Raw genomic sequence first — 25511 nt, 5'->3', positions numbered from 1 at the left:
AATAAGTATTTTTGCAGCAAAATTTAAAAATTTTAGTTAACACACAACTATGTCAACAATAACAAATTACGAAAAAGAAGTAGTAAGTCAAGCGCAAGTTCGAAGAGCTACGGTTGAGTTTATTAACATCGTTAACGATTTATGGTACGATAAGTCTATCGAATTAGTTTTATTTAGAAATCCATTAGTAGATAAAAGAGCTAGTGAAGTTTTAAATTTAATTGATTACGCAAAAGAATTCGTAGCAAAACCAATTTCTATTAGCGATGCTTTAGAAATAGCAAAAGCAATTCAGTCAATCGATTTACCACCATCAAAATTAGATATTGGTAAATTAGCTTATGAGTATCATTTACAAGATGATGAGAGTGCTGACAAAGTTTCATTTGTACAAAGTCAATTAAGTGATGCTACTGGAGCAGAAAGTATTCAGCCAAAAGATGTAGTATTATATGGTTTTGGACGTATTGGACGTTTATTAGCTCGTGAGTTAATGACTAAAATGGGTAAAGGTTCTCAGTTAAGATTAAGAGCTGTAGTTACTCGTGGTGAAATTAACGAAGCGGTATTAGAAAAAAGAGCTTCTTTATTAAGTATTGATTCTGTTCATGGAGATTTCTTAGGAACTGTTCAAGTTGATGCTGATAATAACGCATTAATTATTAACGGAACTACTGTGTATATGATTTCTGCTGCTAAACCAGAAGATATCGACTATACAGCTTATGGAATTAACGATGCTTTAATTATTGATAATACAGGTGCTTTTAGAGACGATAAAGCTTTAGCAAGACACTTAGTGCCTAATGGAGCAAGTAAAGTATTGTTAACAGCGCCAGGAAAAGGAATTCCTAATATTGTACATGGTGTAAACCATAAAGAAAACAATCCTGATAATGTAGATATTTTCTCAGCAGCATCTTGTACAACAAATGCAATTACACCAATCTTAAAAGTTTTAGAAGATAATTTCGGAATTAAGAAAGGGCATTTAGAAACAATACATGCATATACTAACGATCAGAACTTAGTAGATAATATGCATAAAAAATACCGTAGAGGTAGAGCAGCTGCTTTAAATATGGTAATTACAGAAACTGGAGCGGGGAAAGCAGTAGCAAAAGCTTTACCGGCATTAGAAGGAAAATTAACTTCAAGTGCTATTCGTGTACCAGTGCCAAACGGATCGTTAGCAATTTTAAATTTACAGTTAAATTCTAACACAACTGTTGAAGCAGTAAATGCTATTATGAAACAGTATGCATTAGAAGGAGATTTAGTAGAGCAAATTCAATATTCATTAAGTAATGAATTAGTTTCTTCTGATATTGTAGGAACAACTGCACCATCAATTTTTGATAGTAAAGCTACAATTGCAGATGGAGATACAATCGTAATATATATATGGTATGATAATGAATATGGGTATTCTCATCAAGTAATGCGTTTAGCTAAACACATAGCTAAAGTTCGTCGTTATACATATTATTAGAATATTAAGAAATCAATAATAAAAGCCGAAACATTTGTTTGTTTCGGCTTTTTTTTTATTTTTGGGTAGATTAATCCCCTAAAACCCCTAAAAATGAAAAAAGTAATCGCACTTTTTGTGTTGCTACTTAGCTTCGCTTCTGTTTCTTATTCTCAAGAAACCAACTCTAAAGAAATTAACGAAAAAGAATTTTTAACTTCAGGTAAATGGTTTGTAGAAACCGTTCAAATTGGTAATGAAGTTCAAAAATTTTCTCAAAAAGACAGTTGGATGGTTTTTCATGCCGATGGAAATTATCAAGTGGTTATGAGTAGCCATGAAAAGAATGGTCATTGGAAATTGAATAAAGAGCATAAAGTAATTTTAGAAGAAGAAAGCCAAGAAACAGATTTAAAAATTGAAGTTTTAAGCGAAACAGAACTTTTATTTTCTGCAACCGATGGTGATATTGCTTATTCAATGAAATTGAGTAAGTAATATTAATCTTATAAACAAAAAAAGCTGAAGTTTAGACTTCAGCTTTTTTTGTTTATAAGATGTTTTTATGGAGTTAAAATCTAAAAATCTTTTCCTTAATTTAGCAACTAAACTACGTATATGAGAACACTAATAACAACACTATTATTTTTATTAATTACAAAAACTATGAATTCACAAGAACTACCTTATTATGAGATTCCTCAAGCACCTAAAGAATACACAGAAGGAACTGTAGCAAGTAGAATGATAGATGGATTAGGGTTTCGTTATTATTGGGCTACTGAAGGGTTAAAAGAAAAAGATTTACAATACAAGCCAAGTAAAGAGGCTAGAAATATGTTTGATACCCTTGATCATATTTTAGTGTTGTCAATAATGACTTTAAGTGCTGTTGAAGAAACAGAAATGAAGTTTCCAAAAGAAGGTTCGTTAACGTTTGCTGAGATGCGTAAACTAACATTAGAAAACTTTAAAAAATCAAGTGATATTTTGAGAACATCTAATGATCTTTCAAAATATGTAATGAAGATAAATAGAGGGAATGGAAAAGTACAAGAGTATCCATTTTGGAATCAATTAAACGGCCCGATAGCAGATGCAATTTGGCATGTAGGGCAAGTAGTTTCTTTCAGACGTACAGCTGGTAATCCATTGCCAAAAGGACCTAGTTTTTTAACAGGTACAGTTAGGAAATAAATGAAAGTAGTTTCTTTCTTTGTATTAGTTTTTTTATTTTATTCTTGTGAGCAGAGTGGAAATAGAACTGATAAAGTTTTATCAAGTATTAATAAGCAAGAAATAAGAGAAGTAAAAGAAAAAAGAGTACTGTATTTTTTTACGTCTCTTGATAAAAAAAGAACTGAAAACTATAACTTATCAATAAAAAGTAAGGGGAAATATACTGTTTATTTCTATGAAAATCTTGATGATAGAAGAAAGAACATCATTCTTAGGTTTAATAAAAAAGAAAAAACTTTAAATTTTGGCCCACAGTTTTTTACAAAAAAAGAAGAAGAGTTTTTAGTTAAAGAGACTAAAAATAAGTTTAATTTTTATTGGCAAGAAGCAAATGGTAGTGATCAAACTCGGCCAATTTTATTTAATGAGAAATACGGATTTTTAGGGATTTATAATTCTTATGGACCAGATTTAGTGTTTTTAAAAGAGAAGACCAAAAAATCGGATTTACTGAAAAGTATTTTAATCTCAATGGAGAACTTTAATCCAAATTAATGACAACTGAACAAAAAATACAACAATTACGAGAGGAGTTAAGAGAGCATAATCATAATTATTATGTGTTGGATAATGCAACAATATCTGATTATGAGTTTGATATAAAATTAAAAGAACTTGAAAAGCTAGAGGAAGAAAATCCACAGTTTTTTGATGCGAATTCACCAACACAAAGAGTTGGAGGAGGAATTACTAAAAACTTTGAAACGGTTACTCATAAGAACAGAATGTATTCTTTAGATAATTCTTATTCAAAAGAAGACTTGTTAGACTGGGAAAAACGAATTCAAAAGATTTTAGGAACAGAAGATATTGAGTATACCTGTGAATTAAAATATGATGGAGCTTCTATAAATTTAACTTTTGAAAAAGGAGAGTTTGTAAAAGCAGTAACTCGCGGAGATGGTTTTCAAGGAGATAATGTAACCACTAATATTCGTACCATAAAATCAATTCCACTGAAACCAAAAGGTGATTTTGTTTCTGATTTTGAAATGCGAGGAGAAATTATTTTACCACTCGATGGGTTTAATAAAATGAATGAAGAGCGTTTAGCAAAAGGAGAAGAAGCTTATAGGAATCCGAGAAATACTGCCAGTGGAAGTTTGAAATTGCAAGATAGTGCTGAAGTAGCAAAACGTCCGTTAGATTGTTTATTATATCAAGTAGTTACCGATGAGCGTAAGTATAAAACACATTTTGAAAGTTTAGAAAATGCAAGGAAAGTTGGATTTAAAGTTCCAAAAACAATTGCATTGGCAAAATCTATAGATGAAGTTTTTGAGTTTGTTAATCACTGGGATGAAAAGCGACATGATTTACCTTATGAAACAGATGGAGTTGTAATCAAAGTAAATAATTTACAACAGCAAGAAGAGTTAGGATATACAGCAAAAGCACCACGTTGGGCTATAGCATATAAGTTTAAAGCAGAACAGGTTTCTACAGTTTTAAATGAAATTACTTATCAAGTAGGAAGAACAGGAGCTATTACTCCAGTAGCAAATTTAGAGCCTGTAGAATTAGCGGGAACAATTGTTAAAAGAGCTTCATTGCATAATGCTGATCAGATAGAAAAACTAGATATTCGAATAAATGATACTGTTTTTGTAGAAAAAGGAGGGGAAATTATTCCTAAAATTATTAAGGTAGATTTATCAAAAAGACCAGCAGATTCAGAACCTACCAAATACGCTACAAATTGTCCTGAATGCGATACCGAATTGATAAGAACAGAAGGTGATGCCAAGCATTATTGTCCAAATGAGTTTGGTTGTGCACCACAAATAACTGGAAGAATTCAGCATTATATCAGTAGAAAAGCGATGGATATTGATGGTTTAGGAGGAGAAACTGTTGATTTATTACGAAAAGAAGGATTGATTCAGAATTATGCCGATTTATATGATTTAAAGGTTGAGCAAGTAATTCCTTTAGAGAGAATGGCAGAAAAGTCAGCTCAAAATATGGTAGCTGGAATAGAGAAGTCGAAAGAAATTCCATTTGAAAAAGTATTATTTGCACTAGGAATTCGGTTTGTAGGAGAAACAGTAGCAAAAAAATTAGCAAAGCATTTTAAGTCTATAGATAATTTAATGGTTGCCGATTTTGAAACGCTAGTCGCTGTTGATGAAATAGGAGATAGAATAGCTCAAAGTATTATTGATTTTTCTAACGATTTAGAAAATATTCAGTTGATAGATCGCTTAAAAGTTTATGGAGTGCAATTGGAAGTTTCAGCAGAAAGTTTAGAAAATCAAACCGATAAATTACAAGGAAAAGTGTTTGTAGTTTCAGGAGTTTTTCATCAGATGAGCCGAAATGAATTGAAAAAAGCAATTGAAGATAACGGAGGTAAGGTAAGTTCATCAATTTCTAAAAAAACAACATATATAGTAGCAGGAGATAATATGGGGCCTAGCAAGCTAACAAAAGCAGAAAATTTAGGAATTCCAATTATTTCAGAACAAGATTTTATTGATATGATTAATTAATACAAAAACTCAAAAAATAGATGACCAAACAAACCAAAATCGCTATTACATCAATATTATTTTTGTTAGTAGCCATAACAGATGTATATGCAGTAATAACAGAAACTAAAAGTTTAGAAATAATTTTTAAACCATTATTAATGACAACACTAGCAATAGTGTATTTGGTTTCAGTAAAAAAGCCTAATTTTTGGCTAATTTCCGCTTTGTTTTTCTCTTTTTGGGGAGATGTATTTTTGTTAGATGAAGCAAATTATTTTGTGTTTGGACTAGGGGCATTTTTAATAGCACATATAATGTATATCAAAATGACATCTCAGCTTTTAAAAAAGCCATCTATAAATAAGATACTAAAAGCAGCAATTATTTTTATTGCATTATTTGGAGGAGTATTATTCTTAATTATTGATAACTTAGGAGAGATATTGTTACCAGTAATAGTGTATGGTGTGGCAATTTCAGCATTTGGAACGAGTGCTTTATTAAATTATCAACAAGAAAAATCAACAGAAAATACCTGGTTATTATTAGGAGCAATTTTATTTATTGCCTCTGATAGTTTAATTGCTTTAAATAATTTCTATACACCCAAAAAATTATTCGTAATAGCTATTATAGTACTATATGTGGTGTCTCAATACTTAATAGTAAAAGCTATGATAGCTAAAAAACAGTAATTTTAAAATGGAAAAGCCAAGACTTTCTCGGTTAACACAATTGGTAACTATGTTACAATCTAAACGATTGATAACAGCAAGAGAGTTGGCAGAAAAGTTCCATGTAAGTATCCGTACTATTTATAGAGATATTAGAACTTTAGAAAATTCAGGAGTGCCTATTGTTACTGAGGAAGGAAAAGGATATTTTTTACAGGAAGGATATCAGTTACCACCAGTTATGTTTTCGGAAGAAGAAGCAAATGCTTTAATAACAGCAGAACAATTAATCATAAAAAACAAGGATACCTCATTTGTAGAAAACTATTCAAATGCAATTACTAAAATAAAAGCTGTTTTAAAATATTCACAAAAGGATAAAGCAGATTTGCTTTCAAAAAGAATTGTATTTCGATTCAATCAAGAAAAAGAACAATCGAGTAATTATTTGATGCAGTTACAAACAGCAATTACAAATTTTCAGTTGTTAGAAATAGAATATCATTCACTTCAAAATAAAACAACCAAAAGATTTGTTGAACCGTTTGCCATGTATAGTACCAATTTAAATTGGTTGTTAATTGCTTTTTGTAGGTTGCGTAATGAATTTAGAGCATTTCGAATAGATTGTATACAAAAAGTTGTTGTAACTGGAGAATACTTTGAATCTCATAATATGACTTTGGAAGACTATTTTAAGATGTATATTCAAAAATATTCTGATACCCCTGACAAACCTTTGTCATAAGCTGCTTTTATTTTTGTGTAAACATTAAAAAATATAACAATGAACACATTAAAAAAAGAAGCATTTTATGTAGTTGGAATTTCAATAAGAACTACAAATGAAAATGGAAAAGCAATGCAAGATATTCCTGCATTATGGCAACGATTTATGGCAGAAGGGGTTATAAACAAGCTTTCAAATAGGGTAGGAGATGAAAGTTATGCTGTTTATACAGACTATGAAAAAGATCATACAAAGCCTTATACAATGATTTTAGGGTATGAAGTAGAAAATTTAGAAAATATCCCTGATGGAATGATTGGTAAAAAAATTGAAGCATCTAGTTATGAAAAGTTTGTAGCAAAGGGTGATTTAACAAAAACAGCAGTTGTTGATGAATGGATGAAAATATGGAATTCGGATATTAAAAGAACTTATACATCCGATTTTGAAGTCTACGGGAGCAAAGCTCAAGACCCAACAAAAGGAGAAGCAGAAATATTTATAGCTATTCAATAAATGACAAATTTAGATAACTTTTATTTCGATAAAGAAGAACCGGTTAAAGGTTGTTTGTTGGCGTTAAAAAGTATTATCCAAAGTTATCATCCAGATTTAAAAGAACAATGGAAGTATCGGTTACCTTGTTTTATGTTAAAGAATAAAATATTTTGTTATTTGTGGGTAGATAGAAAAACTCAATTCCCGTATATAGCTATAGGAAATGGAGTTAAAATAGAACATCTAGACTTGATTCAAGGAAATAGAACTTTTGTAAAGTTGTTATTAATAAATCCAACTGAAGATATTCCCATAGAAAAGATTCATCAAATTTTTGATATGGCAATGAAATTATATTAAAAAAAGCGAGTTTAGAATTTTCTAAACTCGCTTTTCAGTTAACAAATTCAAAAAAGGAAATTATAATTTGTTTCCTATAAAAGGAATGTCTTTTCTATTTATGATTAATAAAATAATACCAGCTATTAGTGTTATAACAGCACAAATAAACAAAGCACCTCCATCATTATTGTGCTCAATGCCTAATTTTGTTAAATGTCCCATAATAGCACCACCCATAAGACCTACAGTTAAAATAGCTCCTAACCAAGTTCTTTTAGGTATAAATAATAAAATTGAAGCTATTAACTCTAAAACTCCGGTTCCTATTCTCATACTAGCTTCATTTTCTCCAGCTAGTTTAGTAAATAAATCTATACTTTCTTGAGCACCAGAGAATTTAAAAAACAAAGTTTGAAGCATAATAATAGCAGCTATCAGTTTTAAAATAAGTGGTAAATATTTTTTCATTATTATTGGTTTTGTTGTTTTAGACGAGCTCTTTTTTATTCCTTACATATACATAAAGTACTATTTTTGCTTTATGAGAAAAATTATATTTTACCTACTAGGGTTTTCGGTATTAACAGGATGCAAAACCGAAAAAATGTCATTAAAATTTTTGAACGAATTTATTGTTAAAGATTCTTTACAGTTTGAAAATGCAATTGTTGGAGGAATTTCAGGAATAGATTATTATAATAATGAGTATTATATGGTAGTTGATGATGCCAGAAATCCAAGAATTTTAGTTGGAGATATACTTATTGAAAAAGATTCAATAAAATCAGTAGAATTCAAAAAAACAATTGAAATAAAAGATACCACAAGTTCTTTTTATAAGAATAATGTGTTGGATTTAGAATCTGTTTTCGTATACAATAATCAGTTTAGTTTAGTTAGTGAAGGCTCTATTAGAAGAGGGAAAAACCCATCGATATTTACAACAAATATGCAAGGTGAATTTGAAGAAGAAATAGCAATACCAAATTACTTTGAAGCAAATTCTAAAGCAAGGCCAAAGCATAACGGAGCTTTTGAAAGTTCATCAAAAAGTTTTGATAACAAAGGGTTTTGGACAGCAATGGAAGCACCATTAGAAGCAGATGGAGAAGAACCAACATTTCATGAAACAAAATCACCTATTAGAATTACTTATTTTGACAATGTAACTCAAAAAGCAACTAAACAGTTTGCATATCAGCTAGAAAAAATTGATAAACCGGCGAAAGGAAAAATAAATTTAAATGGAGCTACTGCTATTTTAGAGTATGCTGAAAATAGTTTTTTTATTGTTGAAAGGATATACCAAAGTGGTTATGGAAGTTTTGGAAACACGATTAGAATTTTCAAAGCTACAATAATAAAAGAATCAACAAATACTCTAAGTATGTCATCGTTGAAAAATGAAAAATATGTGCCTTTAAAAAAAGAATTACTTTTCGATTTCAACAATGCTAAAGATCAGTTGGGACAAGGATTTATAGATAATATTGAAGGTATTACTTTAGGACCTAAATTGTCTAATGGTAATCAATCATTAATTTTAGTTGCAGATGATAATTTTCAAGTATATGGAAAACAACTAAATCAATTTTTATTACTAGAAGTAGTAGATAAATAATGTACATTAGCATTCGCAATTTTTCAAAATGATAAGTAAATTCAAATATAAATCGATTCAGAAGGCTTATAACGGTTTTGTAGACAAGAATATACATAAAAACCATAAAAGTAATTTAATAAAAAAGGTTGCTATTTTATTAGATAATGAGTCTCTGGTTAATGTGATGATATCTAATTTAACAAGTAAATTACCCTTTAAAAAAGAAAATATTACAGTACTAATATTTAGAGAGTATTCTAAAAAAGATGAAGAATCTCCATTGTTTTTTTCAGACAATGATTTTGGCTTTAATGCGAGTTTAAAATCAGACAATTTAAAAGAGTTCGTTAAAAAAGAGTATGATTTACTTATTAATTATACAAAGACTCCTAATTTATATACGAATATGGTAACTTTGTTGTCACAAGCCGATTTAAAAGCAGGTTTTGCAAATATTGACGATAGATTATATGATATTGTTATATCAGATGAAGGACAAAATGAAGCAATTTTAAATCAGGAACTAAAAAAATATTTAACGATTTTAAATAAAATATAATGCAAAAATTTGTTGGTACTGGAGTTGCATTAGTTACTCCTTTTAACGAAGATTTAAGTGTAGATTTTGATGCACTTAGAAGGTTAGTAAACTTTAATATTGATAACGGAATTAATTATTTGGTTATTAATGGAACAACCGGAGAAAGCGGTACTATAACAAAACAAGAAAAGGAAGAAATTATAAAGGTAATAGTTGAAGAAAACAAAGGACGATTACCTTTAGTGTTAGGAGTAGGTGGAAATAATACTCAAGTAGTTGTAGATGAGTTAAAATCGTTAGATTTATCAGAAATAGATGCAATTTTATCAGTAGCACCTTACTACAGTAAACCTACGCAAGAAGGTTTTTATCAGCATTATAAAGCAATTTCATTAGCTAGCCCTAAGCCTATTATTTTATATAATGTACCAGGTAGGACAGCAAAAAATATGGAGCCAGCAACTACGTTACGTTTAGCGAATGATTTTGAAAATATTATAGCGGTAAAAGAAGCAGGAAATAATCAACAACAATATCTAGAATTATTAAAAAATAAGCCTGAAGACTTTTTAATCATTTCTGGTGATGATGATTTAGCATTAGGTGTTGTATTAGCAGGAGGATCGGGAGTAATATCTGTAATAGGTCAAGGATTACCTAAAGAATTCTCTAGAATGATTCAATTAGGTTTAGAAGGTAAAAATAAAGAAGGTTATGAAATTCATTATAAATTAATGGATATCGTAAATTATATTTTTGAAGAAAATAATCCAGCAGGAATAAAAGCAGTATTAGAAAAACAAGGAATTTGTTTAGATAAAGTGCGTTTACCTTTGGTTACTGCTACAGAAGAGTTACAAACTAAAATTTCAGACTTTATAGATAATCTATAATTTGTTTAAAGAAAAATTCAATATAACTAAGACTACAATTGTTTAATTGTAGTCTTTTTTTAGCATCTTTGTATAAAGAAAGATCTAGTTAAATAGAATAGAGAGTAAATATGTTATCAAAAAAAATCGAAAAAGCTTTAAACCAGCAAATAAAAATAGAAGCAGAATCATCACAAGTATACTTATCAATGGCATGTTGGGCAGAAATTCAAGGATTTGAAGGAGTTGCTCAATTTATGTACGCTCATTCAGATGAGGAGCGTATGCATATGTTGAAATTGGTAAAGTTTGTAAATGAAAGAGGTGGGCATGCTCAAGTATCTGCCTTAGCAGCTCCTCCAATTGAGTTTGGTTCATTTAAAGACATGTTTCAAACATTATTTGATCACGAAGTAATGGTGTCAAAGTCAATAAACGACTTAGTGCATATTACATTAGAAGAAAGAGATTATGCAACGCATAACTTCCTACAATGGTATGTTTCTGAGCAAATAGAAGAAGAAGCATTAGCAAGAACTATTTTAGACAAAATTAATTTAATTGGAGACGATAAAGGAGGGTTGTATTTGTTTGATAATGATGTTAAGCAAATAGTTGTTCAAGGTGCTGATAACACAGCAGAGTAAGATTAACAAACATTTAGGAAATCTTTGGATTTTTTATAACAGATTTTATAGTTTATTGCAATGCTCTATTTAGAGTAAAAAATCGTTTTAATAATCCATAAATAATCACTAATTTTGCCAGATGCAAAAAATTAAAAATTTAGCGTATTTATTTGTAATGCTTTTAGTATTATCTTCTTGCGGAGAATATCAAAAAGTGTTGAATAAAGGAACTGTAGAAGAACAATATAAAATGGCTGTGAAAATGTACGAAGCGCAAAAGTACAGTAAAGCCTTACGTTTATTTGAAAAAGTTACTCCGTCTTATAGAGGAAAACCACAAATGGAACGTATACAATTTATGGTTGCTCAGTCAAGCTTTAACGTAAAAGATTATACTTCTGCAGGTTATTATTTTAAAAGATTTTCAAGGAATTATCCTAAAAGTTCAAAAAGACAAGAAGCTGCATTTTTATCTGCTTTGAGTTATTACAAAGCTGCACCAAGTTTTAGTTTAGACCCTACAGATACAAAGAAAGCTTTAGAATCTTTTCAAGATTTTATAGATAATTATCCTGACTCAGAAAAATTAGCAGAGGCTAATAAATATTATGCTGAATTACGTGGTAAATTAGAAAAGAAAGCTTTTGAAATAGCAAAAACATATTATCGTACGGCAGATTATGACTCAAGAAATTATAGAGCAGCAATAGTTGCTTTTGATAATTTGTTGTCAGATTATTTAGGAACAAAATATAAAGAAGAAGCTTTATTCTATCGTTTAAAAGCTGCTCATGATTTTGTTTTAAAAAGTACAGCACGTAGAAAAGCAGAAAGAATTAAGGCGGCTATTAAAGCTTACGAAAAATTAAAGAAGAGCTTTCCTGAATCTAAATTCATGAAAGAATCTGATATAATGTTATCTACATTAAATAAAGAACAAGAACAATTAGTTAAAAGTTAGAAAATGGATTATAAAGAAACGAAAGCAGCATTAAGTACTATAACTTATGATAAAGAAGCTATCGAAGCTCCAACTGATAATATCTATGAAGCTATTTCAATTATAGCTAAGAGAGCTGCACAAATCAATTCTGATTTAAAGAAAGAATTGGTAGATAAGTTAGACGAATTTGCTACTTATAACGATAGTTTAGAAGAAATTTTTGAGAATAAAGAACAAATTGAAGTTTCTAAGTTTTACGAGCGTTTACCAAAGCCACACGCAATAGCAGTGGAAGAGTGGTTAAATGATAGAGTATATCACAGAACTCCAGACTCAGAATAATATGTCTGTATTAAGCGGTAAAAAAGTTTTACTTGGCGTTACCGCTGGTATAGCTGCATACAAAACAGCGAACTTAGTTCGTTTATTTATAAAATCAGGCGCAGAAGTCAAAGTAGTAATGACTCCTGCGTCTAAGGATTTTATTACTCCTCTTACATTATCTACATTATCTAAAAACCCGGTTCATTCAACTTTTTATGAAAAAGAAGATGAAAATGAACTTTGGAATAATCACGTCGATTTAGGATTGTGGGCAGATTTAATGATAATTGCTCCAGCAACTGCAAATACTTTATCAAAAATGACTAATGGTACTTGCGATAATTTGTTATTAGCAACTTATTTGTCGGCAAAATGTCCAGTATATTTTGCACCTGCAATGGATTTAGATATGTATCAACATCCATCAACAAAAGACAGTATAAATAGCTTGGAAAGTTTTGGTAATATATTAATACCAGCAGCTTCAGGTGAGTTAGCTAGTGGACTTGTAGGAGAGGGACGTATGGCTGAACCAGAGGATATAGTATCGTTTATAGAAAATGATATTGTTTCAAAATTACCACTCCGAGGAAAAAAAGTATTGTTAACAGCTGGACCAACCTATGAGGCTATTGATCCAGTTCGTTTTATAGGAAATCATTCCTCAGGAAAAATGGGGTTTGAAGTAGCTAAAACAGCAGCTAATCTAGGTGCAGAAGTTTATTTAGTATCCGGCCCTTCACATCAAAAGGTAAACCATTCTTTTATTCATAGAATAGATGTAAAGTCGGCACAAGACATGTATGAGGCTTGTCATAAATACTATAAAGAGGTAGATATTGCTATTTTATCAGCAGCTGTTGCAGATTATAGACCAAAAAATATAGCTACTCAGAAAATAAAAAAGAAAGAAACAGCGTTAACAATTGAGTTAGAACCAACAAAAGATATTTTAAAATCACTAGGTGAGATAAAAGAAAATCAATTGTTGGTAGGATTTGCATTAGAGACAAATAATGAAGTAGAAAATGCAAAAAGTAAAATTGCACGTAAAAACTTAGATTTAATTGTATTAAATTCGTTACAAGATAAAGGTGCTGGTTTTGCTACCGATACTAATAAGATTACTATAATTGATGCCGATTTTAACGAGAAATCATTTGATTTAAAATCGAAGAAAGAAGTATCAAAAGATATAATTAACGAAATAATACATAAACTAAATGCGTAAGTTTCTTTTTTTAATTTTTATTTTATCATCAGTTTTTACAATTCAATCACAAGAATTAAATGCATTAGTAACTATTAATGCAGATAAGGTTCAGAGTAGTAATAAACAAGTTTATGAAACATTGCAAAAAGCATTAACAGAATTTATTAATGATAAGCAATGGACAAATAAAAAATTTAAACAACAGGAACGTATTAATTGTGCATTTACAATTATAGTAGACGAGCAAAGCGGAAATAATTTTAAAGCTAGCTTACAAATACAATCTACGCGACCAGTTTATAATTCAACATATGCATCGCCAATTTTAAATATTAACGATACCAATTTTAATTTTCGTTATAATGAATTCGATCCATTAAACTTTAACCCTAATGTTTATGAATCAAATTTAATATCTACAATTGCATTTTATGTATACGTTATTTTAGGAGTTGATGCAGATACCTTTGCATTAAAAGGAGGAACCAATTATTTGCAACAAGCTGAAAATGTAATGTTGCAAGCTCAATCAAATGGAGAAACAGGTTGGCAAAATCAAGTAGGAAAACAAAATAGGTTTGCATTGATAGATAATTTATTATCGTCAAATTTTACTCCTTTGCGTACTATTTATTACGATTACCATAGAAAAGGTTTTGATAATTTTGCTGATAGCCCTGATGGAGCAAAAGAAGTTATAGAATCGAGTGTTATAAACTTAGATAAGTTGCATAATGTAGCTATTGGGAATTATATGATTCGTGTTTTCTTAGATGCTAAAGGAGATGAAATAGCAAGAATCTTTTCAGATGGTAAACCAACTAGAAAAGTTCAAGAAATGAGAAGCGTTCTAGAAAAAGTAGCACCAACTTATAAAGATAAGTGGAGAAAAATAGAATAAAAATTTAGTACAAATCAAGAGTACTATAAAAGCTATAATGTAATAATAATCATTATAGCTTTTTTTGTGATGTTATTTATCCTAAAAATAGTTTTTCAAATGATATTTCTAATACTTTAGCTATCTGATGCAAGCGAATAATGGTTAAGGTTGTTTTGCCACTTTCTATCTTACTGTAAGCATTTTGACTAATTTGAAGTAGATTAGCCATCTTATCTTGAGAGATCCCTTTTCTTAAACGTTCTAAGCGTATATTTTCTGTAATAATTTTAATATTCTCATCCATACTTTTCAATATGTCTTATATATCAAGACAATAAATAATTAGTTTGTATAAGTTGGGAGAATATAGCCTAACAAATTTATTAAATTAAAGTTTATAAAAACAGTTTAAAAAGTGAATTTTAAGAAAATCAAAACTTAAGGTTGTAATTTAAAACTACAAGCTATAAAACAATAGAGTTATTAATTAAATAAGTAAGGCTTTATTGAAATCCTATATTATTCTTTCTATAAAAATGAATTTTTAATTCCCTCAAAATCCTTACTTTTATTTTTTCTAAAAAGTAAGATTTGTTAACACATTTATCTATACATAATTACGCGTTAATCAATCAATTATCGATTGATTATACAAAAGGTTTATCAATAATAACAGGTGAAACAGGAGCTGGAAAATCCATTTTATTAGGAGCTTTAGGCTTGGTAATGGGAAATCGTGCCGATTTATCATCCTTAAAGAATACAGAAAAGAAATGTGTAATAGAAGCACAGTTTGATGTAGAAGGTTATTCTTTACAAAACTTATTTAAGAAGTTAGATCTTGATTATGAAGCGGAGACTATTATAAGAAGAGAGATTTTACCTTCAGGAAAATCAAGAGCATTTGTAAATGATACGCCAGTTACTTTATCGGTATTAACTTCTTTAAAAGGAAGATTGATAGATATTCATTCACAGCATCAGACTATGGAATTATCTGATGTAGGTTTTCAGTTCTCTGTAATTGATGCTTTGGCTAAGAATCAAGCAAAAGTAGCATCCTACCAAAGAGGAATGGTAAAGTATAATTCTCTTAAAAAAGAATTAAAAACACTTCAAGAAGAAACTGAAAAGTCTAAAGAACAATACGAATATAACTTACACTTATTTAAAGAACTTGAAGAGGCTGAATTAAAAGAAGGTGAGCAGAAAGTTTTAGAAGAAAAGCTTGATAAATTAAATAATATTGAAGAGATAAAATTAAATTTATCAGAAGCTTTACAAACTTCTATCAACGAAGAAATAGGAATTCAGAGTTTACTTCATTCATTAGAAAATAACTTACAGAAAATTAGCTCTTTTTCTAAAAATTATGAAGAACTATCTAATAGAATCTCTAGTGTAAAGATAGAATTAGACGATGTTATTTCTGAATTAGAAACAGCGAATGAAGATGTTGAGTTTAATCCTAATGAGATAGAGGAATTAAATGATAGATTGCAATTAATTTATAATTTACAAAAAAAGCATTCGGTAGATTCAATAAAAGAATTATTAGCTATTTATGAATCGTTGTCGGAAAAAGTAGCTCAAGTTGAAGATGCAGGAGGTTTACTAGAAGCAAAAAAATCAGAAATTAATGAGGTTGCTAAAAAGCTCGATGAAGTAGCAGCCATGATTACAAAATCTAGAAATAAAGCGATTCCTAAATTACAAAAGGAGTTAGAGTTTTTATTAGCAGAGTTAGGAATGCCAAATGCTCGTTTTTCGATAGAGTTAACCGATTCTGAAGCTTATTTATCAAACGGAAAAGATAATTTAGCCTTCTTATTTTCGGCAAACAAAGGAGGGAATTTTGGAGAGCTTAAAAAAGTAGCATCTGGGGGTGAACTTTCTAGAATTATGCTATCGATTAAAAAAATATTATCAAAAAATATACAATTACCAACCATTATTTTTGATGAAATTGATACTGGAGTATCTGGTGAAGTATCTAACAAAATTGCAAAAATTATGGAAGATATGGGAGCCAACATGCAGGTAATTACAATAACACACTTACCACAAATAGCAGCAAAAGGAGCAAGACATTATAAAGTATTTAAAGGAGAAGAAAAAGGAGTTACCACTTCTAACTTAAAAGTACTATCTGAAGAAGAGCGTATTGTGGAAATAGCAGAGATGTTAAGTGGAAAAGATATTTCAGAAAGCGCCTTAACCCACGCCAAAGAATTATTAAATTAAGGTATATTTGCTGAACAAACGAACAACTATATTTAAAAATATAAAATAATATGTATAACTTATTAAAAGGTAAAAAAGGAATTATTTTTGGAGCATTAGATGAAAATTCTATTGCTTGGAAAGTTGCGGAGCGTGCTCATGAAGAAGGAGCGGAATTTGTTTTAACCAATGCACCTATAGCAATGCGTATGGGGCAAATTAAAGAGTTAGCAGCAAAAACTGGATCTGAAATTATTCCTGCAGATGCTACTTCTATGGAAGATTTAACAAACTTAGTTGAAAAGTCTATGGAAATTTTAGGTGGAAAAATAGATTTTGTATTACACTCTATAGGAATGTCGGTAAATGTACGTAAAGGACGTCATTATACTGATTCTAAATATGACTTTACAACAAAAGGATGGGACGTTTCAGCTGTGTCATTTCACAAAGTAATGAACGTTTTATACAATAAGCAAGCTATGAACGAATGGGGAAGTATTGTTGCATTAACCTATATGGCTGCACAGAGAGTATTTCCTGATTATAATGATATGGCTGATAATAAAGCTTATTTAGAGTCTATTGCTCGTAGTTTTGGATACTTCTTTGGAAGAGATCATAAAGTACGTGTAAATACAATTTCACAGTCACCTACACCAACAACAGCTGGACAAGGAGTTAAAGGTTTTGATGGATTTATTTCTTATGCAGAAAAAATGTCTCCATTAGGAAATGCTACTGCTTTAGAGTGTGCTGATTATACAATTTCATTATTCTCAGATTTAACAAAGAAAGTAACGCTACAAAACTTATTTCATGATGGAGGATTCTCTAACATGGGAGTGAGTGATGCAGTAATGGAAAAATTTACAGAAGAGTAATTTTTAGATAAAGAAAAAAATAAAATGCAAATCGTTAGATTTGCATTTTTTATTGATATATACAGTTATGAACACAATTTTACACATTGAGAAGGAGCTTGAATCATTAAGACAAGAGTTAAAAACACATGATTTATATACATCGTTAAAAGATATTGAAGATGTAAAAACATTTATGGAATCTCACGTATTTGCAGTTTGGGATTTTATGTCGTTGTTAAAAGCATTGCAACAAAATTTAACTTGTGTTAATTTACCATGGCTTCCAGTAGCAAACTCGACTACAGCTCAATTTATAAATGAAATTGTATTAGGAGAAGAGACAGATGTAAATGAGTTAGGAGAGCCTAAGAGTCATTTCGAGATGTATATTGATGCTATGAGACAAGCTGGAGCAGATACTTCTCAAATAGCTAAATTTATATCAAAACTTATTGATGGTGAAAATATTCAAGAAGCCTTACAAAGTGTAAACGCTATTGATGAAGTAAAAGAGTTTATAAACTTTACTTTTGAAGTAATAGCAACTTCTCAACCTCATATTATAGCTTCAAGTTTTACATTTGGTAGGGAAGATGTAATACCAGATATGTTTTTAGAAATAGTAAAAAATACTGAAGAAAAGGAAAGTTCAAATTATAGTAAACTTACTTATTACTTGAATAGACATATTGAATTAGATGGAGATGAACATGGACCTTTATCATTAAAAATGATTGAAGAATTATGTGGTACAGACCAACAAAAGTGGGATGATGTATTGTACTATGCAAAAGAATCTTTAGCAAAAAGAATCAATCTTTGGAAAGGTATTACTAAACAAATAAATGAAAGTGTTTTAGTATAATGGAATTAAAGTTTTCTATAATAGTTCCGGTATATAATCGGCCAAAAGAAATTGATGAATTATTAGAAAGTCTTACTAAACAAGATTTTCAGCATAATTTTGAAGTTCTTATTATAGAAGATGGATCTGATAATTCTTCTGAGACTATAGTTGATAGCTATAAAGAGAAATTAAATCTTCATTATTTTTTTAAAGAGAATAGTGGGGCAGGAGCTAGTAGAAATTACGGAATGAAAAAAGCTTCTGGAAACTATTTTATTATACTTGATTCTGATGTGATTGTTCCTCAGCAGTATTTATCTGAAGTTCATCAAAGATTAGAAGAAAAATATACTGATGCTTTTGGAGGACCAGATGCTGCACATGAAAGCTTTACAACACTTCAAAAAGCAATAAACTATTCAATGACTTCTATTTTAACAACAGGAGGAATTAGAGGAAAGAAAAAAGGAGTTGGGAAATTTCAACCAAGGAGTTTTAATTTTGGATTGTCAAAAAAAGCTTTTCTAACAACCAAAGGTTTTTCTAAAATGAAAACTGGAGAAGATATCGATTTAAGTTTTCGATTATGGGAAGGAGGTTTTGAAACTCAATTAATAGAAACAGCTTATGTGTATCATAAGAGAAGAAGTACTATTAAACAATTTTTTAAGCAAACTTTTTCTTTTGGAACAGCAAGGCCTATCTTGAATAAAAAATACCCAGAAACAGCTAAAATCACTTTTTGGTTTCCAAGTTTATTCATTATTGGATTAGATATTGCTATTATAGCAGCCTTATTTGGAATATGCCAGTTTTTAGCTTTTTATGGAGTTTATTTTACTTTTCTATTCATTGATTCATTATTTCAAAATAAAAGCCTTAAAGTAGCTTTTTTTAGTATTATAACTACACTTACACAGTTTTATGGATATGGTTTGGGATTTCTTCAATCTCAATTTATAAAAAAATAAAAGCTCCCAATTTCTTGAGAGCTTTTTTATTTATCTACTAATCAATATTATTTTTCAGGATTTAATACTCCTAAAATATAACCATTGGTTAAATATTTTTTAGCAACTTTCTGAATATCTTTTTTAGTTAAAGCATTTACGCGATCTTCAAAAGATGTAGCATCAGAATCGTCATTCTTTTGGTAGTCAACATTTTTAATTGTTCTTAACCAAAAACGATTTTTCTTAAGATCTTCTTTATGATCAGCAATCATTGCTTTTTTAGTTTTCATTAAATCTTCTTCAGTAGGACCATTTTTAACAATGTCAGCAACTTGATCAACAGAAATTGTTTTTAATTTCTCAACATTTTCTGGAGCACAAGGGAATGAAATATTAAAACGATACCATCCGTATGGCATTTTTGAAATACGCCCTCTAGTTCTAGAAGAATAAACTCCTCCTTCTTTTTCACGTAATTTTTCAGTTAATTTAATACCTACAATTTCTCCTAAACTAGTAAAAGCTAAAGCATCTTTCTTATTGTATTTTGCTTTACCTTGGTAAGTAATACTTACGTTACTTTTTGGATCTTTACCTTTCAATACAGTTTTCGAGTGTGATCCTGATAAAGGTCTGAAAGAACTTACTTTGTATGATTCATTAGAGTTTTTACCAGGTAAACTAGCTATGTATTTCTTAGAGAACTCTGCAAGTTTATTTTCATCAACATTACCTACAAAATAGAAGTTAAAATCACCAGCATCAGCAAAACGCTCTTGGTATTTCTCATAAGCTAAATTATAATCAGCTTTTTCATATTTTTCAGGTGTTGGGAAACCAGTATAACGAGTATTTCCTTCATTCATAAATTCAGACATTTCTTTTTGAAAGAAGAAATTTGGACTAGCTAATAAGTTTCCTAAGAATCCTTTTTGCTTGTTAACATATGATTTAAACGCTTTTTCATCTTTATTTAAAGAAGTGAAATATAAATGAACCATTTGGAAAAGCTCTTCTAAGTTTTTAGGAGAAGCAGAACCTCTGAATCCTTCACTTAATCCACCAATATATGGATTAACACGTACAATTTTACCAGACATCATCTTAGATAAGTCATTTTTAGAGTAGTTGTTAATTCCAGCTTGTGATAATGCTCCATTAGCAAAGGAAGTAGCTTTTAACTCTTCATCTGAGTATAAAGAAGTACCTCCAAAACTAAATGCATCAAATAAAATTTCGTCGTTTTTAAAATCAGTCTTTTTGAAAGTAACTTTAGCACCGTTGCTTAATACAAATGTTTTAGTACCTAATTTTTTGTTTTCAGTTGTTTTAACAATTGTTCCAGCAGTTGGAGCTTTAGTAATTAAAGAAGTAGCTACAGCTTTATCTTCATAAGGCTTTAAATCTTTTGTTTTTACGTTGTTTAAAGCGTCTAAAACTTGTTGTTCAGTTACTACCTTTTTAGGTCCAGTAATAACAACTACACGATTATCATCATGTAAAAAGTTTTTAATAATGTTGTTAACTTCATCAAGTTGAACTGAAGGTAATAACATTTGGTGAGCTTTGTATTCCCAATCAACACTAGGGATTGGTTCTTTGTCTAAATAGTTACTTACGTATTCACCAACAATTCTGTTAGACTCTCTTTTATCTTTGTCTTTAAAAGCTTTTTCAATACGAGCAACTACATTCTTTTTAGCTCTATCTAATTCACCTTGTTTAAATCCATATCTCTTTACACGCTCACTTTCGTCTAATAAAGCTTGTAATCCTTTTAATTGACCATCAGCACTAGTTCCAGCCATAGATTGGTAAGCATTTTTACCTCTAGCCCAAGTACCTCCATGGTAACTAAATCCATAAACAAAAGGTGGTTTTTCGCTGTTACGTAATTCGTCTAAACGATTGTTTAACATTTGAGCAAATAAAGATTTTACTAAAGAGTTTCTATAGTCACCAACAGTAACTTCAGGTTTAGCTTCATCGTAATCTTTATACATTAACTGTACTCTAGAAAAAGGAGCTTCTTTATCAGCCTCAATAGCGATAAAAGTCTCTTTATGATTCTTTAAAGGAGCAACCTCTCTTTTTCTTGGGTTTTTAGCCGCAGGGATTTTTCCGAAGTGTGATTTAATTTTTTCTTCTAAGATTTTTACGTCAACATCTCCAACAGCAACAACAGCCATTAAATCTGGACGGTACCAATCTTTATGAAAACGACGAATACTTTCATGTTTAAAGTTTTCGATGCTTTCTTTTGTTCCAATAGGTAATCTTTGAGCATATTTAGAACCATGCATTACTTTAGGTAAGTATTTTTCTAACATACGGCTGTCTGCACCTCTACGAGAACGGTATTCTTCTAAAACAACACCGCGCTCTTCATCAATGTCTTTTCCTTCTAATAATGCTCCGTGTGCCCAGTCTTCAAGAATTTGAAAACCTTTTTCTAACTTAGTTTCATCATCACTTGGAATAGGTAAAATATATACTGTTTCATCAAAACCAGTATAAGCATTTAAGTGTGCACCAAATTTTACACCAATAGATTGTAAATAATCTACTAATTCATTTTTCTTAAAGTTTTTGGTACCATTAAAGTTCATGTGCTCCATAAAGTGAGCTAAACCTAATTGATCATTATCTTCAAGAATAGATCCGGCGTTAACAGCTAAACGTAATTCAACTTTGTTAGCTGGTTTAGGGTTTTGTTTAATGTAATATGTAATTCCGTTTGATAGCTTACCTATCTTAACTGAAGGATCAGTTGGAATTTTCATAGAACGGATTTTTTCCTTTTTAGAAAGCTGTTGCTTTCTTTCTTTGGCAATTTGGCTATAGCCAGAAGAGGCCATTAAAGCGAGGGATAGCCCCCATAAAATTTTTCTCATAGTATTATCTATAAATTGATTGAATTGCTAATATACTATGATAAAACTAGAAACTAAAAGTTTAGTTGTTAATTAGTGTTAAAAAAAGCTCTCAATTTTTTGAGAGCTTTTTTTTAAATTATATCTAAAATATTTTCTGGTGGACGTCCAATTACTGCTTTGTTTCCATTAACAACTATAGGGCGTTCTATAAGTTTAGGGTTAGCTATCATTGCATCTATAATTTCTGCATCAGATAAATCTTTTCCTTTAAATTCTTCTTTCCAAATTTTTTCGTTTTTTCGAACTAATTCAATAGGAGATATGTTAAGTAAGCTAATCACTTCTGTTAATTCTTCTTTGCTAGGAATATTATCTAAGTATTTTACTACTTCAAATTCTTTTCCAGATTCTTCCAAAATTTGTAAACCGTTACGAGATTTACTACATCTATTGTTATGGTATATTTTTATCATTATTTTTCTTTTTGTCCATTTAACATTAAATAAGCCTTTAAAAAAGGATTGATATTTCCATCCATTACAGCATCAACATTTCCAGTTTCATGAGCTGTACGCACATCTTTTACAAGTTTGTACGGATGCATTACATAGTTACGTATTTGGCTACCCCATTCATTTTTCATCTTATTGGCTTCAATATCGGCACGAGCTGCTAAACGTTTTTGTAACTCAATCTCATATAATTGTGATTTAAGCATTTGTAAAGCAGTAGCTCTATTATCGTGTTGAGAGCGTGAATTAGAACATTGAATTTGAATTCCAGTTGGTTTATGGTGTAATTGAACTTTAGTTTCTACTTTGTTTACATTTTGTCCACCAGCACCACTTGAACGTGCAGTTGTAATTTCAATGTCAGCAGGGTTTATTTCAATTTCTATAGAATCATCAGCAACAGGATACACATATACAGAAGCAAAAGATGTATGACGCTTGGCATTGCTATCAAAAGGAGAAATTCTAACTAAACGATGTACACCGTTTTCACCTTTTAACCATCCGAAAGCATAATCACCCTCAACTTCAATTGTTACTGTTTTAATACCAGCAGTATCTCCAGCCTGATAGTTTAAAGTTTTTAATTTAAAACCTTGTTTTTCTGCCCACATGGTATACATACGAAATAACATTTCGGTCCAATCACAACTTTCAGTTCCTCCAGCACCTGCTGTTATTTGTATGGTAGCACTTAAACTATCTCCTTCATCAGATAGCATATTTTTAAATTCAATATCTTCTAAGTAAGTAGCGGTTTTTTCAAATTGTTCAACAACTTCAGCTTCTTCAACATCTCCTTCTTTATAAAAATCGTATAAAACAGTAAGATCTTCATTCATTGTAACAATTGAATTATAATCATTTACCCATTTCTTTTTAAAACGAAGGGATTTCATTAATATCTCAGCTTCTTTCGGATTGTTCCAAAAGTCAGGATCCGCAGTTTTTTCTTCTTCATTGTTAATTTCAATTAACTTCTTGTCAATTTCTAAATAACCTTTTAACTTGCCGATTCGTTCAGTAACATTTTTTAACTGTTCGTGTGTAATCATAATGCAAAAATACATTTAAAAATCGTAGTTAAAAATGGAAATAAACTTAATAAGCGATACAGTAACAAAACCAACCGAAGGAATGCTAAAAGCAATTATGAATGCTGAAGTTGGCGATGATGTGTTTGGTGCTGATCCTACTGTAAATTTATTACAAGATAAAGTTGCCAAATTATTTGGAATGGAAGCAGCTTTATTTTTCCCATCAGGAACCATGGCAAATCAAGCGGCAATAAAGATACATACGCAACCTGGTGATAGAATGTTTTGCGATAAATGGGCACATGTATATAATTACGAAGGTGGTGGAGCAGCTTTTAATTCAGGAGTAACTTCATATTTAATTGATGGTGATAGAGGAATGTTTACAGCTGAACAATTAGAAAATGCTGTATCTGGTAGAGCTGATATTCATGTTCCTTTTAATCGATTAGTATGTATTGAAAATACAACTAATAAAGGAGGTGGTGCATGCTGGGACTTTGAAGAATTAGTAAAAATAGGTAAAGTAACCAGAGATCATAATTTAGCATATCATTTAGATGGTGCTCGTTTATTCAATGCATTAGTTGCTAAAAATGAAACTCCTCAACAATATGGTGAATTGTTTGATACAATTTCTATTTGTTTATCAAAAGGATTAGGAGCACCGGTGGGGTCAGTTTTAGTAGGAAGTAAAGAGCATATAGAAAAAGCGTTACGAGTACGTAAGTTATTTGGAGGAGGAATGCGACAAGCAGGTTTTTTAGCAGCAGCTGGAATTTATGCATTAGACAATTTAGTAGATCGTTTAGCTGATGATCATTCAAGAGCAAAGGCAATAGGAGAGGTTTTAGAAAATTGTTCGTATGTAAAAAAAGTAGAACCTATTGAAACCAATATTGTAATCTTTTATGTAAATGATACGATTGATTCAATGGATTTTATTGAAAAAATGAAGCAAAAAGGTATTTTGTTAATTTCTATGGGAGAAGGCAAATTACGAATTGTTACTCATCTTGATTTCACAGATGAGATGTTAGCTATTTTGCTAAATGAATTAAAATCATTCTAATAAAAAAGAGGAAGTTTTTTACTTCCTCTTTTTTATTAGTTTAAATCTTCGAGTTTAGATAACTCTTTATAGTTTTTATTTAACTTTCTTAATAAAACTCCGTAGATTATTCTGTAGAATAGCCAAAGAATAAGTACCATAAAACCTAATAAGAAAACAGTAGCTATAATTAATGAAATTAATAGGTGTTGTTTATTGTCAGGTGTTGCAATTCCTTGACTATGGTAGTAGTCTATTAACAGATCTAAATCTGAGAATACAAAACAAAGAAGAAAAACATTTGCAAAAACTACATACAAAAGATTAAAGTATACATAGTATTTTACTGTTTTTCGTGTTTTTAATATTTTCTGAAGTAGAACTTTTGTTGTATCGGAAATAGAAATTGATTTATAATTTTTATAGAAAAAATAGAGAAATACAACTATAACAAAATAATGAAGGTATACACTTGCTTTTACAAAGCTATTTAAATGTAGTTGTTCGTATACTTCTGTGTAGGATGAACCTACGAAAAATATATTCAATCCAGCCCAAAATAAGAGCTCCAAAATTCCAATAATAAAAATCCACTTAACAATAGATGACGATTTGGAGTGTGCCATCTTGTAGATATCAACTTTAGAAACTCTATCGGTTTCTTCTGGTTGATTATCCCATGCTTTTTTATACTTATCTAAATCCATTTA

General features: G+C 30.0%; 28 protein-coding genes. 22 read left to right on the top strand and 6 right to left on the bottom strand.

The window, feature by feature from the left end; translation table 11 throughout:
- The first annotated feature begins 49 nt into the window (after positions 1-49).
- The 9 genes from MHN29_RS06720 to MHN29_RS06680 all read left to right on the top strand — a co-directional run bounded on the left by MHN29_RS06720 (position 50) and on the right by MHN29_RS06680 (position 7446).
- Complete coding sequence (locus MHN29_RS06720) at positions 50-1492, top strand: glyceraldehyde-3-phosphate dehydrogenase (protein ID WP_235273771.1); 1443 nt, start codon at positions 50-52, stop codon at positions 1490-1492.
- 93 nt (positions 1493-1585) lie between these two features.
- Positions 1586-1969: a hypothetical protein gene (locus tag MHN29_RS06715; RefSeq protein WP_235273770.1), complete on the top strand. Its 384-nt coding sequence runs from the start codon at positions 1586-1588 to the stop codon at positions 1967-1969.
- A gap of 120 nt (positions 1970-2089) precedes the next feature.
- Positions 2090-2668 (top strand): hypothetical protein, encoded by a 579-nt coding sequence (locus tag MHN29_RS06710; protein WP_150898921.1) that lies wholly within the window; start codon positions 2090-2092, stop codon positions 2666-2668.
- On the top strand, positions 2669-3205 hold the full coding sequence (locus MHN29_RS06705; protein WP_235273769.1) for a hypothetical protein: 537 nt from the start codon (positions 2669-2671) through the stop codon (positions 3203-3205).
- Positions 3205-5202: an NAD-dependent DNA ligase LigA gene (gene ligA / locus MHN29_RS06700; protein ID WP_235273768.1), complete on the top strand. Its 1998-nt coding sequence runs from the start codon at positions 3205-3207 to the stop codon at positions 5200-5202. The genes MHN29_RS06705 and ligA overlap by 1 nt, the downstream gene beginning before the upstream one ends.
- 20 nt (positions 5203-5222) lie before the next feature.
- Positions 5223-5879 (top strand): lysoplasmalogenase, encoded by a 657-nt coding sequence (locus MHN29_RS06695; protein WP_235273767.1) that lies wholly within the window; start codon positions 5223-5225, stop codon positions 5877-5879.
- A gap of 7 nt (positions 5880-5886) precedes the next feature.
- Positions 5887-6606 (top strand): YafY family protein, encoded by a 720-nt coding sequence (locus MHN29_RS06690; protein WP_235273766.1) that lies wholly within the window; start codon positions 5887-5889, stop codon positions 6604-6606.
- A gap of 39 nt (positions 6607-6645) precedes the next feature.
- Positions 6646-7104, top strand: a complete 459-nt coding sequence (locus MHN29_RS06685) for a GyrI-like domain-containing protein (RefSeq protein ID WP_235273765.1) — start codon at positions 6646-6648, stop codon at positions 7102-7104.
- The gene (locus tag MHN29_RS06680) at positions 7105-7446 is read left to right on the top strand and encodes a DUF1801 domain-containing protein (protein ID WP_235273764.1); all 342 of its coding nucleotides are present in this window, start codon (positions 7105-7107) and stop codon (positions 7444-7446) included.
- A gap of 60 nt (positions 7447-7506) precedes the next feature.
- Here the strand turns inward: MHN29_RS06680 and MHN29_RS06675 are convergent, their stop codons facing one another.
- Positions 7507-7896, bottom strand: a complete 390-nt coding sequence (locus MHN29_RS06675; protein ID WP_235273763.1) for a DoxX family membrane protein — start codon at positions 7894-7896, stop codon at positions 7507-7509.
- Positions 7897-8032: 136 nt separating this feature from the next.
- On the opposite strand from MHN29_RS06675, the gene MHN29_RS06670 reads away from it, so the two are divergent.
- The 8 genes from MHN29_RS06670 (at position 8033) to MHN29_RS06635 (ending at position 14454) form a co-directional block, all read left to right on the top strand.
- A complete protein-coding gene (locus tag MHN29_RS06670) occupies positions 8033-9049 on the top strand; it encodes an esterase-like activity of phytase family protein (RefSeq protein ID WP_235273762.1) in 1017 nt (338 codons plus the stop codon).
- A 28-nt stretch (positions 9050-9077) separates the two neighbouring features.
- Positions 9078-9590: a hypothetical protein gene (locus MHN29_RS06665; RefSeq protein WP_235273761.1), complete on the top strand. Its 513-nt coding sequence runs from the start codon at positions 9078-9080 to the stop codon at positions 9588-9590.
- On the top strand, positions 9590-10465 hold the full coding sequence (dapA, locus tag MHN29_RS06660; protein ID WP_235273760.1) for a 4-hydroxy-tetrahydrodipicolinate synthase: 876 nt from the start codon (positions 9590-9592) through the stop codon (positions 10463-10465). The genes MHN29_RS06665 and dapA overlap by 1 nt, the downstream gene beginning before the upstream one ends.
- Before the next feature lie 110 nt (positions 10466-10575).
- The gene (locus MHN29_RS06655; RefSeq protein ID WP_235273759.1) at positions 10576-11091 is read left to right on the top strand and encodes a ferritin; all 516 of its coding nucleotides are present in this window, start codon (positions 10576-10578) and stop codon (positions 11089-11091) included.
- Between the two features lie 121 nt (positions 11092-11212).
- Entirely contained in the window at positions 11213-12034 is an 822-nt protein-coding gene (locus MHN29_RS06650) for an outer membrane protein assembly factor BamD (protein WP_235273758.1), read from the top strand.
- A gap of 3 nt (positions 12035-12037) precedes the next feature.
- A complete protein-coding gene (locus MHN29_RS06645; RefSeq protein WP_150898907.1) occupies positions 12038-12358 on the top strand; it encodes a DNA-directed RNA polymerase subunit omega in 321 nt (106 codons plus the stop codon).
- 1 nt (position 12359) lies between these two features.
- The gene (coaBC, locus tag MHN29_RS06640; protein ID WP_235274179.1) at positions 12360-13571 is read left to right on the top strand and encodes a bifunctional phosphopantothenoylcysteine decarboxylase/phosphopantothenate--cysteine ligase CoaBC; all 1212 of its coding nucleotides are present in this window, start codon (positions 12360-12362) and stop codon (positions 13569-13571) included.
- Positions 13564-14454 (top strand): DUF4835 family protein, encoded by an 891-nt coding sequence (locus MHN29_RS06635; RefSeq protein ID WP_150898905.1) that lies wholly within the window; start codon positions 13564-13566, stop codon positions 14452-14454. Before coaBC ends, MHN29_RS06635 begins: the two co-directional genes overlap by 8 nt.
- 76 nt (positions 14455-14530) lie before the next feature.
- On the opposite strand, the gene MHN29_RS06630 is transcribed toward MHN29_RS06635, so the two are convergent.
- Positions 14531-14740 (bottom strand): helix-turn-helix domain-containing protein, encoded by a 210-nt coding sequence (locus MHN29_RS06630; RefSeq protein ID WP_235273757.1) that lies wholly within the window; start codon positions 14738-14740, stop codon positions 14531-14533.
- A gap of 287 nt (positions 14741-15027) precedes the next feature.
- On the opposite strand from MHN29_RS06630, the gene recN reads away from it, so the two are divergent.
- The 4 genes from recN (at position 15028) to MHN29_RS06610 (ending at position 19343) form a co-directional block, all read left to right on the top strand.
- Positions 15028-16680, top strand: coding sequence for a DNA repair protein RecN (gene recN / locus MHN29_RS06625; RefSeq protein ID WP_235273756.1), 1653 nt, complete (start codon positions 15028-15030; stop codon positions 16678-16680).
- Between the two features lie 50 nt (positions 16681-16730).
- The gene (locus tag MHN29_RS06620; RefSeq protein WP_150898895.1) at positions 16731-17543 is read left to right on the top strand and encodes an enoyl-ACP reductase; all 813 of its coding nucleotides are present in this window, start codon (positions 16731-16733) and stop codon (positions 17541-17543) included.
- A gap of 67 nt (positions 17544-17610) precedes the next feature.
- A complete protein-coding gene (locus MHN29_RS06615; protein ID WP_150898894.1) occupies positions 17611-18390 on the top strand; it encodes a DUF3050 domain-containing protein in 780 nt (259 codons plus the stop codon).
- Positions 18390-19343, top strand: a complete 954-nt coding sequence (locus tag MHN29_RS06610; RefSeq protein ID WP_235273755.1) for a glycosyltransferase family 2 protein — start codon at positions 18390-18392, stop codon at positions 19341-19343. The genes MHN29_RS06615 and MHN29_RS06610 overlap by 1 nt, the downstream gene beginning before the upstream one ends.
- A gap of 47 nt (positions 19344-19390) precedes the next feature.
- On the opposite strand, the gene MHN29_RS06605 is transcribed toward MHN29_RS06610, so the two are convergent.
- From MHN29_RS06605 to prfB, 3 genes are all read right to left on the bottom strand, one after another.
- Positions 19391-22219 carry a pitrilysin family protein gene (locus MHN29_RS06605; RefSeq protein ID WP_235273754.1) on the bottom strand — a complete coding sequence of 943 codons (2829 nt, stop codon included), beginning with the start codon at positions 22217-22219 and terminating at the stop codon, positions 19391-19393.
- Positions 22220-22332: 113 nt separating this feature from the next.
- Positions 22333-22674, bottom strand: coding sequence for an arsenate reductase (glutaredoxin) (gene arsC / locus MHN29_RS06600; RefSeq protein WP_235273753.1), 342 nt, complete (start codon positions 22672-22674; stop codon positions 22333-22335).
- On the bottom strand, positions 22674-23768 hold the full coding sequence (prfB, locus tag MHN29_RS06595; protein ID WP_150898890.1) for a peptide chain release factor 2: 1095 nt from the start codon (positions 23766-23768) through the stop codon (positions 22674-22676). The genes arsC and prfB overlap by 1 nt, the downstream gene beginning before the upstream one ends.
- A gap of 34 nt (positions 23769-23802) precedes the next feature.
- On the opposite strand from prfB, the gene MHN29_RS06590 reads away from it, so the two are divergent.
- Entirely contained in the window at positions 23803-24822 is a 1020-nt protein-coding gene (locus MHN29_RS06590) for a low specificity L-threonine aldolase (RefSeq protein WP_235273752.1), read from the top strand.
- A gap of 35 nt (positions 24823-24857) precedes the next feature.
- Here MHN29_RS06590 and MHN29_RS06585 read toward each other — a convergent pair whose 3' ends face one another.
- On the bottom strand, positions 24858-25508 hold the full coding sequence (locus MHN29_RS06585; RefSeq protein ID WP_235273751.1) for a hypothetical protein: 651 nt from the start codon (positions 25506-25508) through the stop codon (positions 24858-24860).
- Between the last annotated feature and the right edge of the window lie 3 nt (positions 25509-25511).

Source organism: Tenacibaculum sp. Cn5-46 (assembly GCF_022347705.1).
GTDB classification, from domain to species: domain Bacteria; phylum Bacteroidota; class Bacteroidia; order Flavobacteriales; family Flavobacteriaceae; genus Polaribacter; species Polaribacter aiptasiae.
The sequence above is the reverse complement of the archived record's forward strand: the minus strand, read 5'-3'. Positions and strand labels throughout refer to the sequence as shown.

Excerpts from the sequence above, each read along its gene's own strand:
- MHN29_RS06710 (WP_150898921.1), top strand. The coding sequence starts at position 2,090 with ATGAGAACACTAATAACAACACTATTATTTTTATTAATTACAAAAACT.
- MHN29_RS06610 (WP_235273755.1), top strand. The coding sequence starts at position 18,390 with ATGGAATTAAAGTTTTCTATAATAGTTCCGGTATATAATCGGCCAAAA.
- prfB (WP_150898890.1), bottom strand. The coding sequence starts at position 23,768 with ATGATTACACACGAACAGTTAAAAAATGTTACTGAACGAATCGGCAAG.
- MHN29_RS06620 (WP_150898895.1), top strand. The coding sequence starts at position 16,731 with ATGTATAACTTATTAAAAGGTAAAAAAGGAATTATTTTTGGAGCATTA.
- MHN29_RS06645 (WP_150898907.1), top strand. The coding sequence starts at position 12,038 with ATGGATTATAAAGAAACGAAAGCAGCATTAAGTACTATAACTTATGAT.
- MHN29_RS06665 (WP_235273761.1), top strand. The coding sequence starts at position 9,078 with ATGATAAGTAAATTCAAATATAAATCGATTCAGAAGGCTTATAACGGT.
- ligA (WP_235273768.1), top strand. The coding sequence starts at position 3,205 with ATGACAACTGAACAAAAAATACAACAATTACGAGAGGAGTTAAGAGAG.
- coaBC (WP_235274179.1), top strand. The coding sequence starts at position 12,360 with ATGTCTGTATTAAGCGGTAAAAAAGTTTTACTTGGCGTTACCGCTGGT.
- MHN29_RS06630 (WP_235273757.1), bottom strand. The coding sequence starts at position 14,740 with ATGGATGAGAATATTAAAATTATTACAGAAAATATACGCTTAGAACGT.
- MHN29_RS06685 (WP_235273765.1), top strand. The coding sequence starts at position 6,646 with ATGAACACATTAAAAAAAGAAGCATTTTATGTAGTTGGAATTTCAATA.
- MHN29_RS06670 (WP_235273762.1), top strand. The coding sequence starts at position 8,033 with ATGTCATTAAAATTTTTGAACGAATTTATTGTTAAAGATTCTTTACAG.
- MHN29_RS06695 (WP_235273767.1), top strand. The coding sequence starts at position 5,223 with ATGACCAAACAAACCAAAATCGCTATTACATCAATATTATTTTTGTTA.
- MHN29_RS06680 (WP_235273764.1), top strand. The coding sequence starts at position 7,105 with ATGACAAATTTAGATAACTTTTATTTCGATAAAGAAGAACCGGTTAAA.
- MHN29_RS06675 (WP_235273763.1), bottom strand. The coding sequence starts at position 7,896 with ATGAAAAAATATTTACCACTTATTTTAAAACTGATAGCTGCTATTATT.
- dapA (WP_235273760.1), top strand. The coding sequence starts at position 9,590 with ATGCAAAAATTTGTTGGTACTGGAGTTGCATTAGTTACTCCTTTTAAC.
- MHN29_RS06650 (WP_235273758.1), top strand. The coding sequence starts at position 11,213 with ATGCAAAAAATTAAAAATTTAGCGTATTTATTTGTAATGCTTTTAGTA.
- MHN29_RS06655 (WP_235273759.1), top strand. The coding sequence starts at position 10,576 with ATGTTATCAAAAAAAATCGAAAAAGCTTTAAACCAGCAAATAAAAATA.
- arsC (WP_235273753.1), bottom strand. The coding sequence starts at position 22,674 with ATGATAAAAATATACCATAACAATAGATGTAGTAAATCTCGTAACGGT.
- MHN29_RS06715 (WP_235273770.1), top strand. The coding sequence starts at position 1,586 with ATGAAAAAAGTAATCGCACTTTTTGTGTTGCTACTTAGCTTCGCTTCT.
- MHN29_RS06585 (WP_235273751.1), bottom strand. The coding sequence starts at position 25,508 with ATGGATTTAGATAAGTATAAAAAAGCATGGGATAATCAACCAGAAGAA.
- MHN29_RS06590 (WP_235273752.1), top strand. The coding sequence starts at position 23,803 with ATGGAAATAAACTTAATAAGCGATACAGTAACAAAACCAACCGAAGGA.
- MHN29_RS06705 (WP_235273769.1), top strand. The coding sequence starts at position 2,669 with ATGAAAGTAGTTTCTTTCTTTGTATTAGTTTTTTTATTTTATTCTTGT.
- MHN29_RS06720 (WP_235273771.1), top strand. The coding sequence starts at position 50 with ATGTCAACAATAACAAATTACGAAAAAGAAGTAGTAAGTCAAGCGCAA.
- MHN29_RS06635 (WP_150898905.1), top strand. The coding sequence starts at position 13,564 with ATGCGTAAGTTTCTTTTTTTAATTTTTATTTTATCATCAGTTTTTACA.
- MHN29_RS06690 (WP_235273766.1), top strand. The coding sequence starts at position 5,887 with ATGGAAAAGCCAAGACTTTCTCGGTTAACACAATTGGTAACTATGTTA.
- MHN29_RS06605 (WP_235273754.1), bottom strand. The coding sequence starts at position 22,219 with ATGAGAAAAATTTTATGGGGGCTATCCCTCGCTTTAATGGCCTCTTCT.
- MHN29_RS06615 (WP_150898894.1), top strand. The coding sequence starts at position 17,611 with ATGAACACAATTTTACACATTGAGAAGGAGCTTGAATCATTAAGACAA.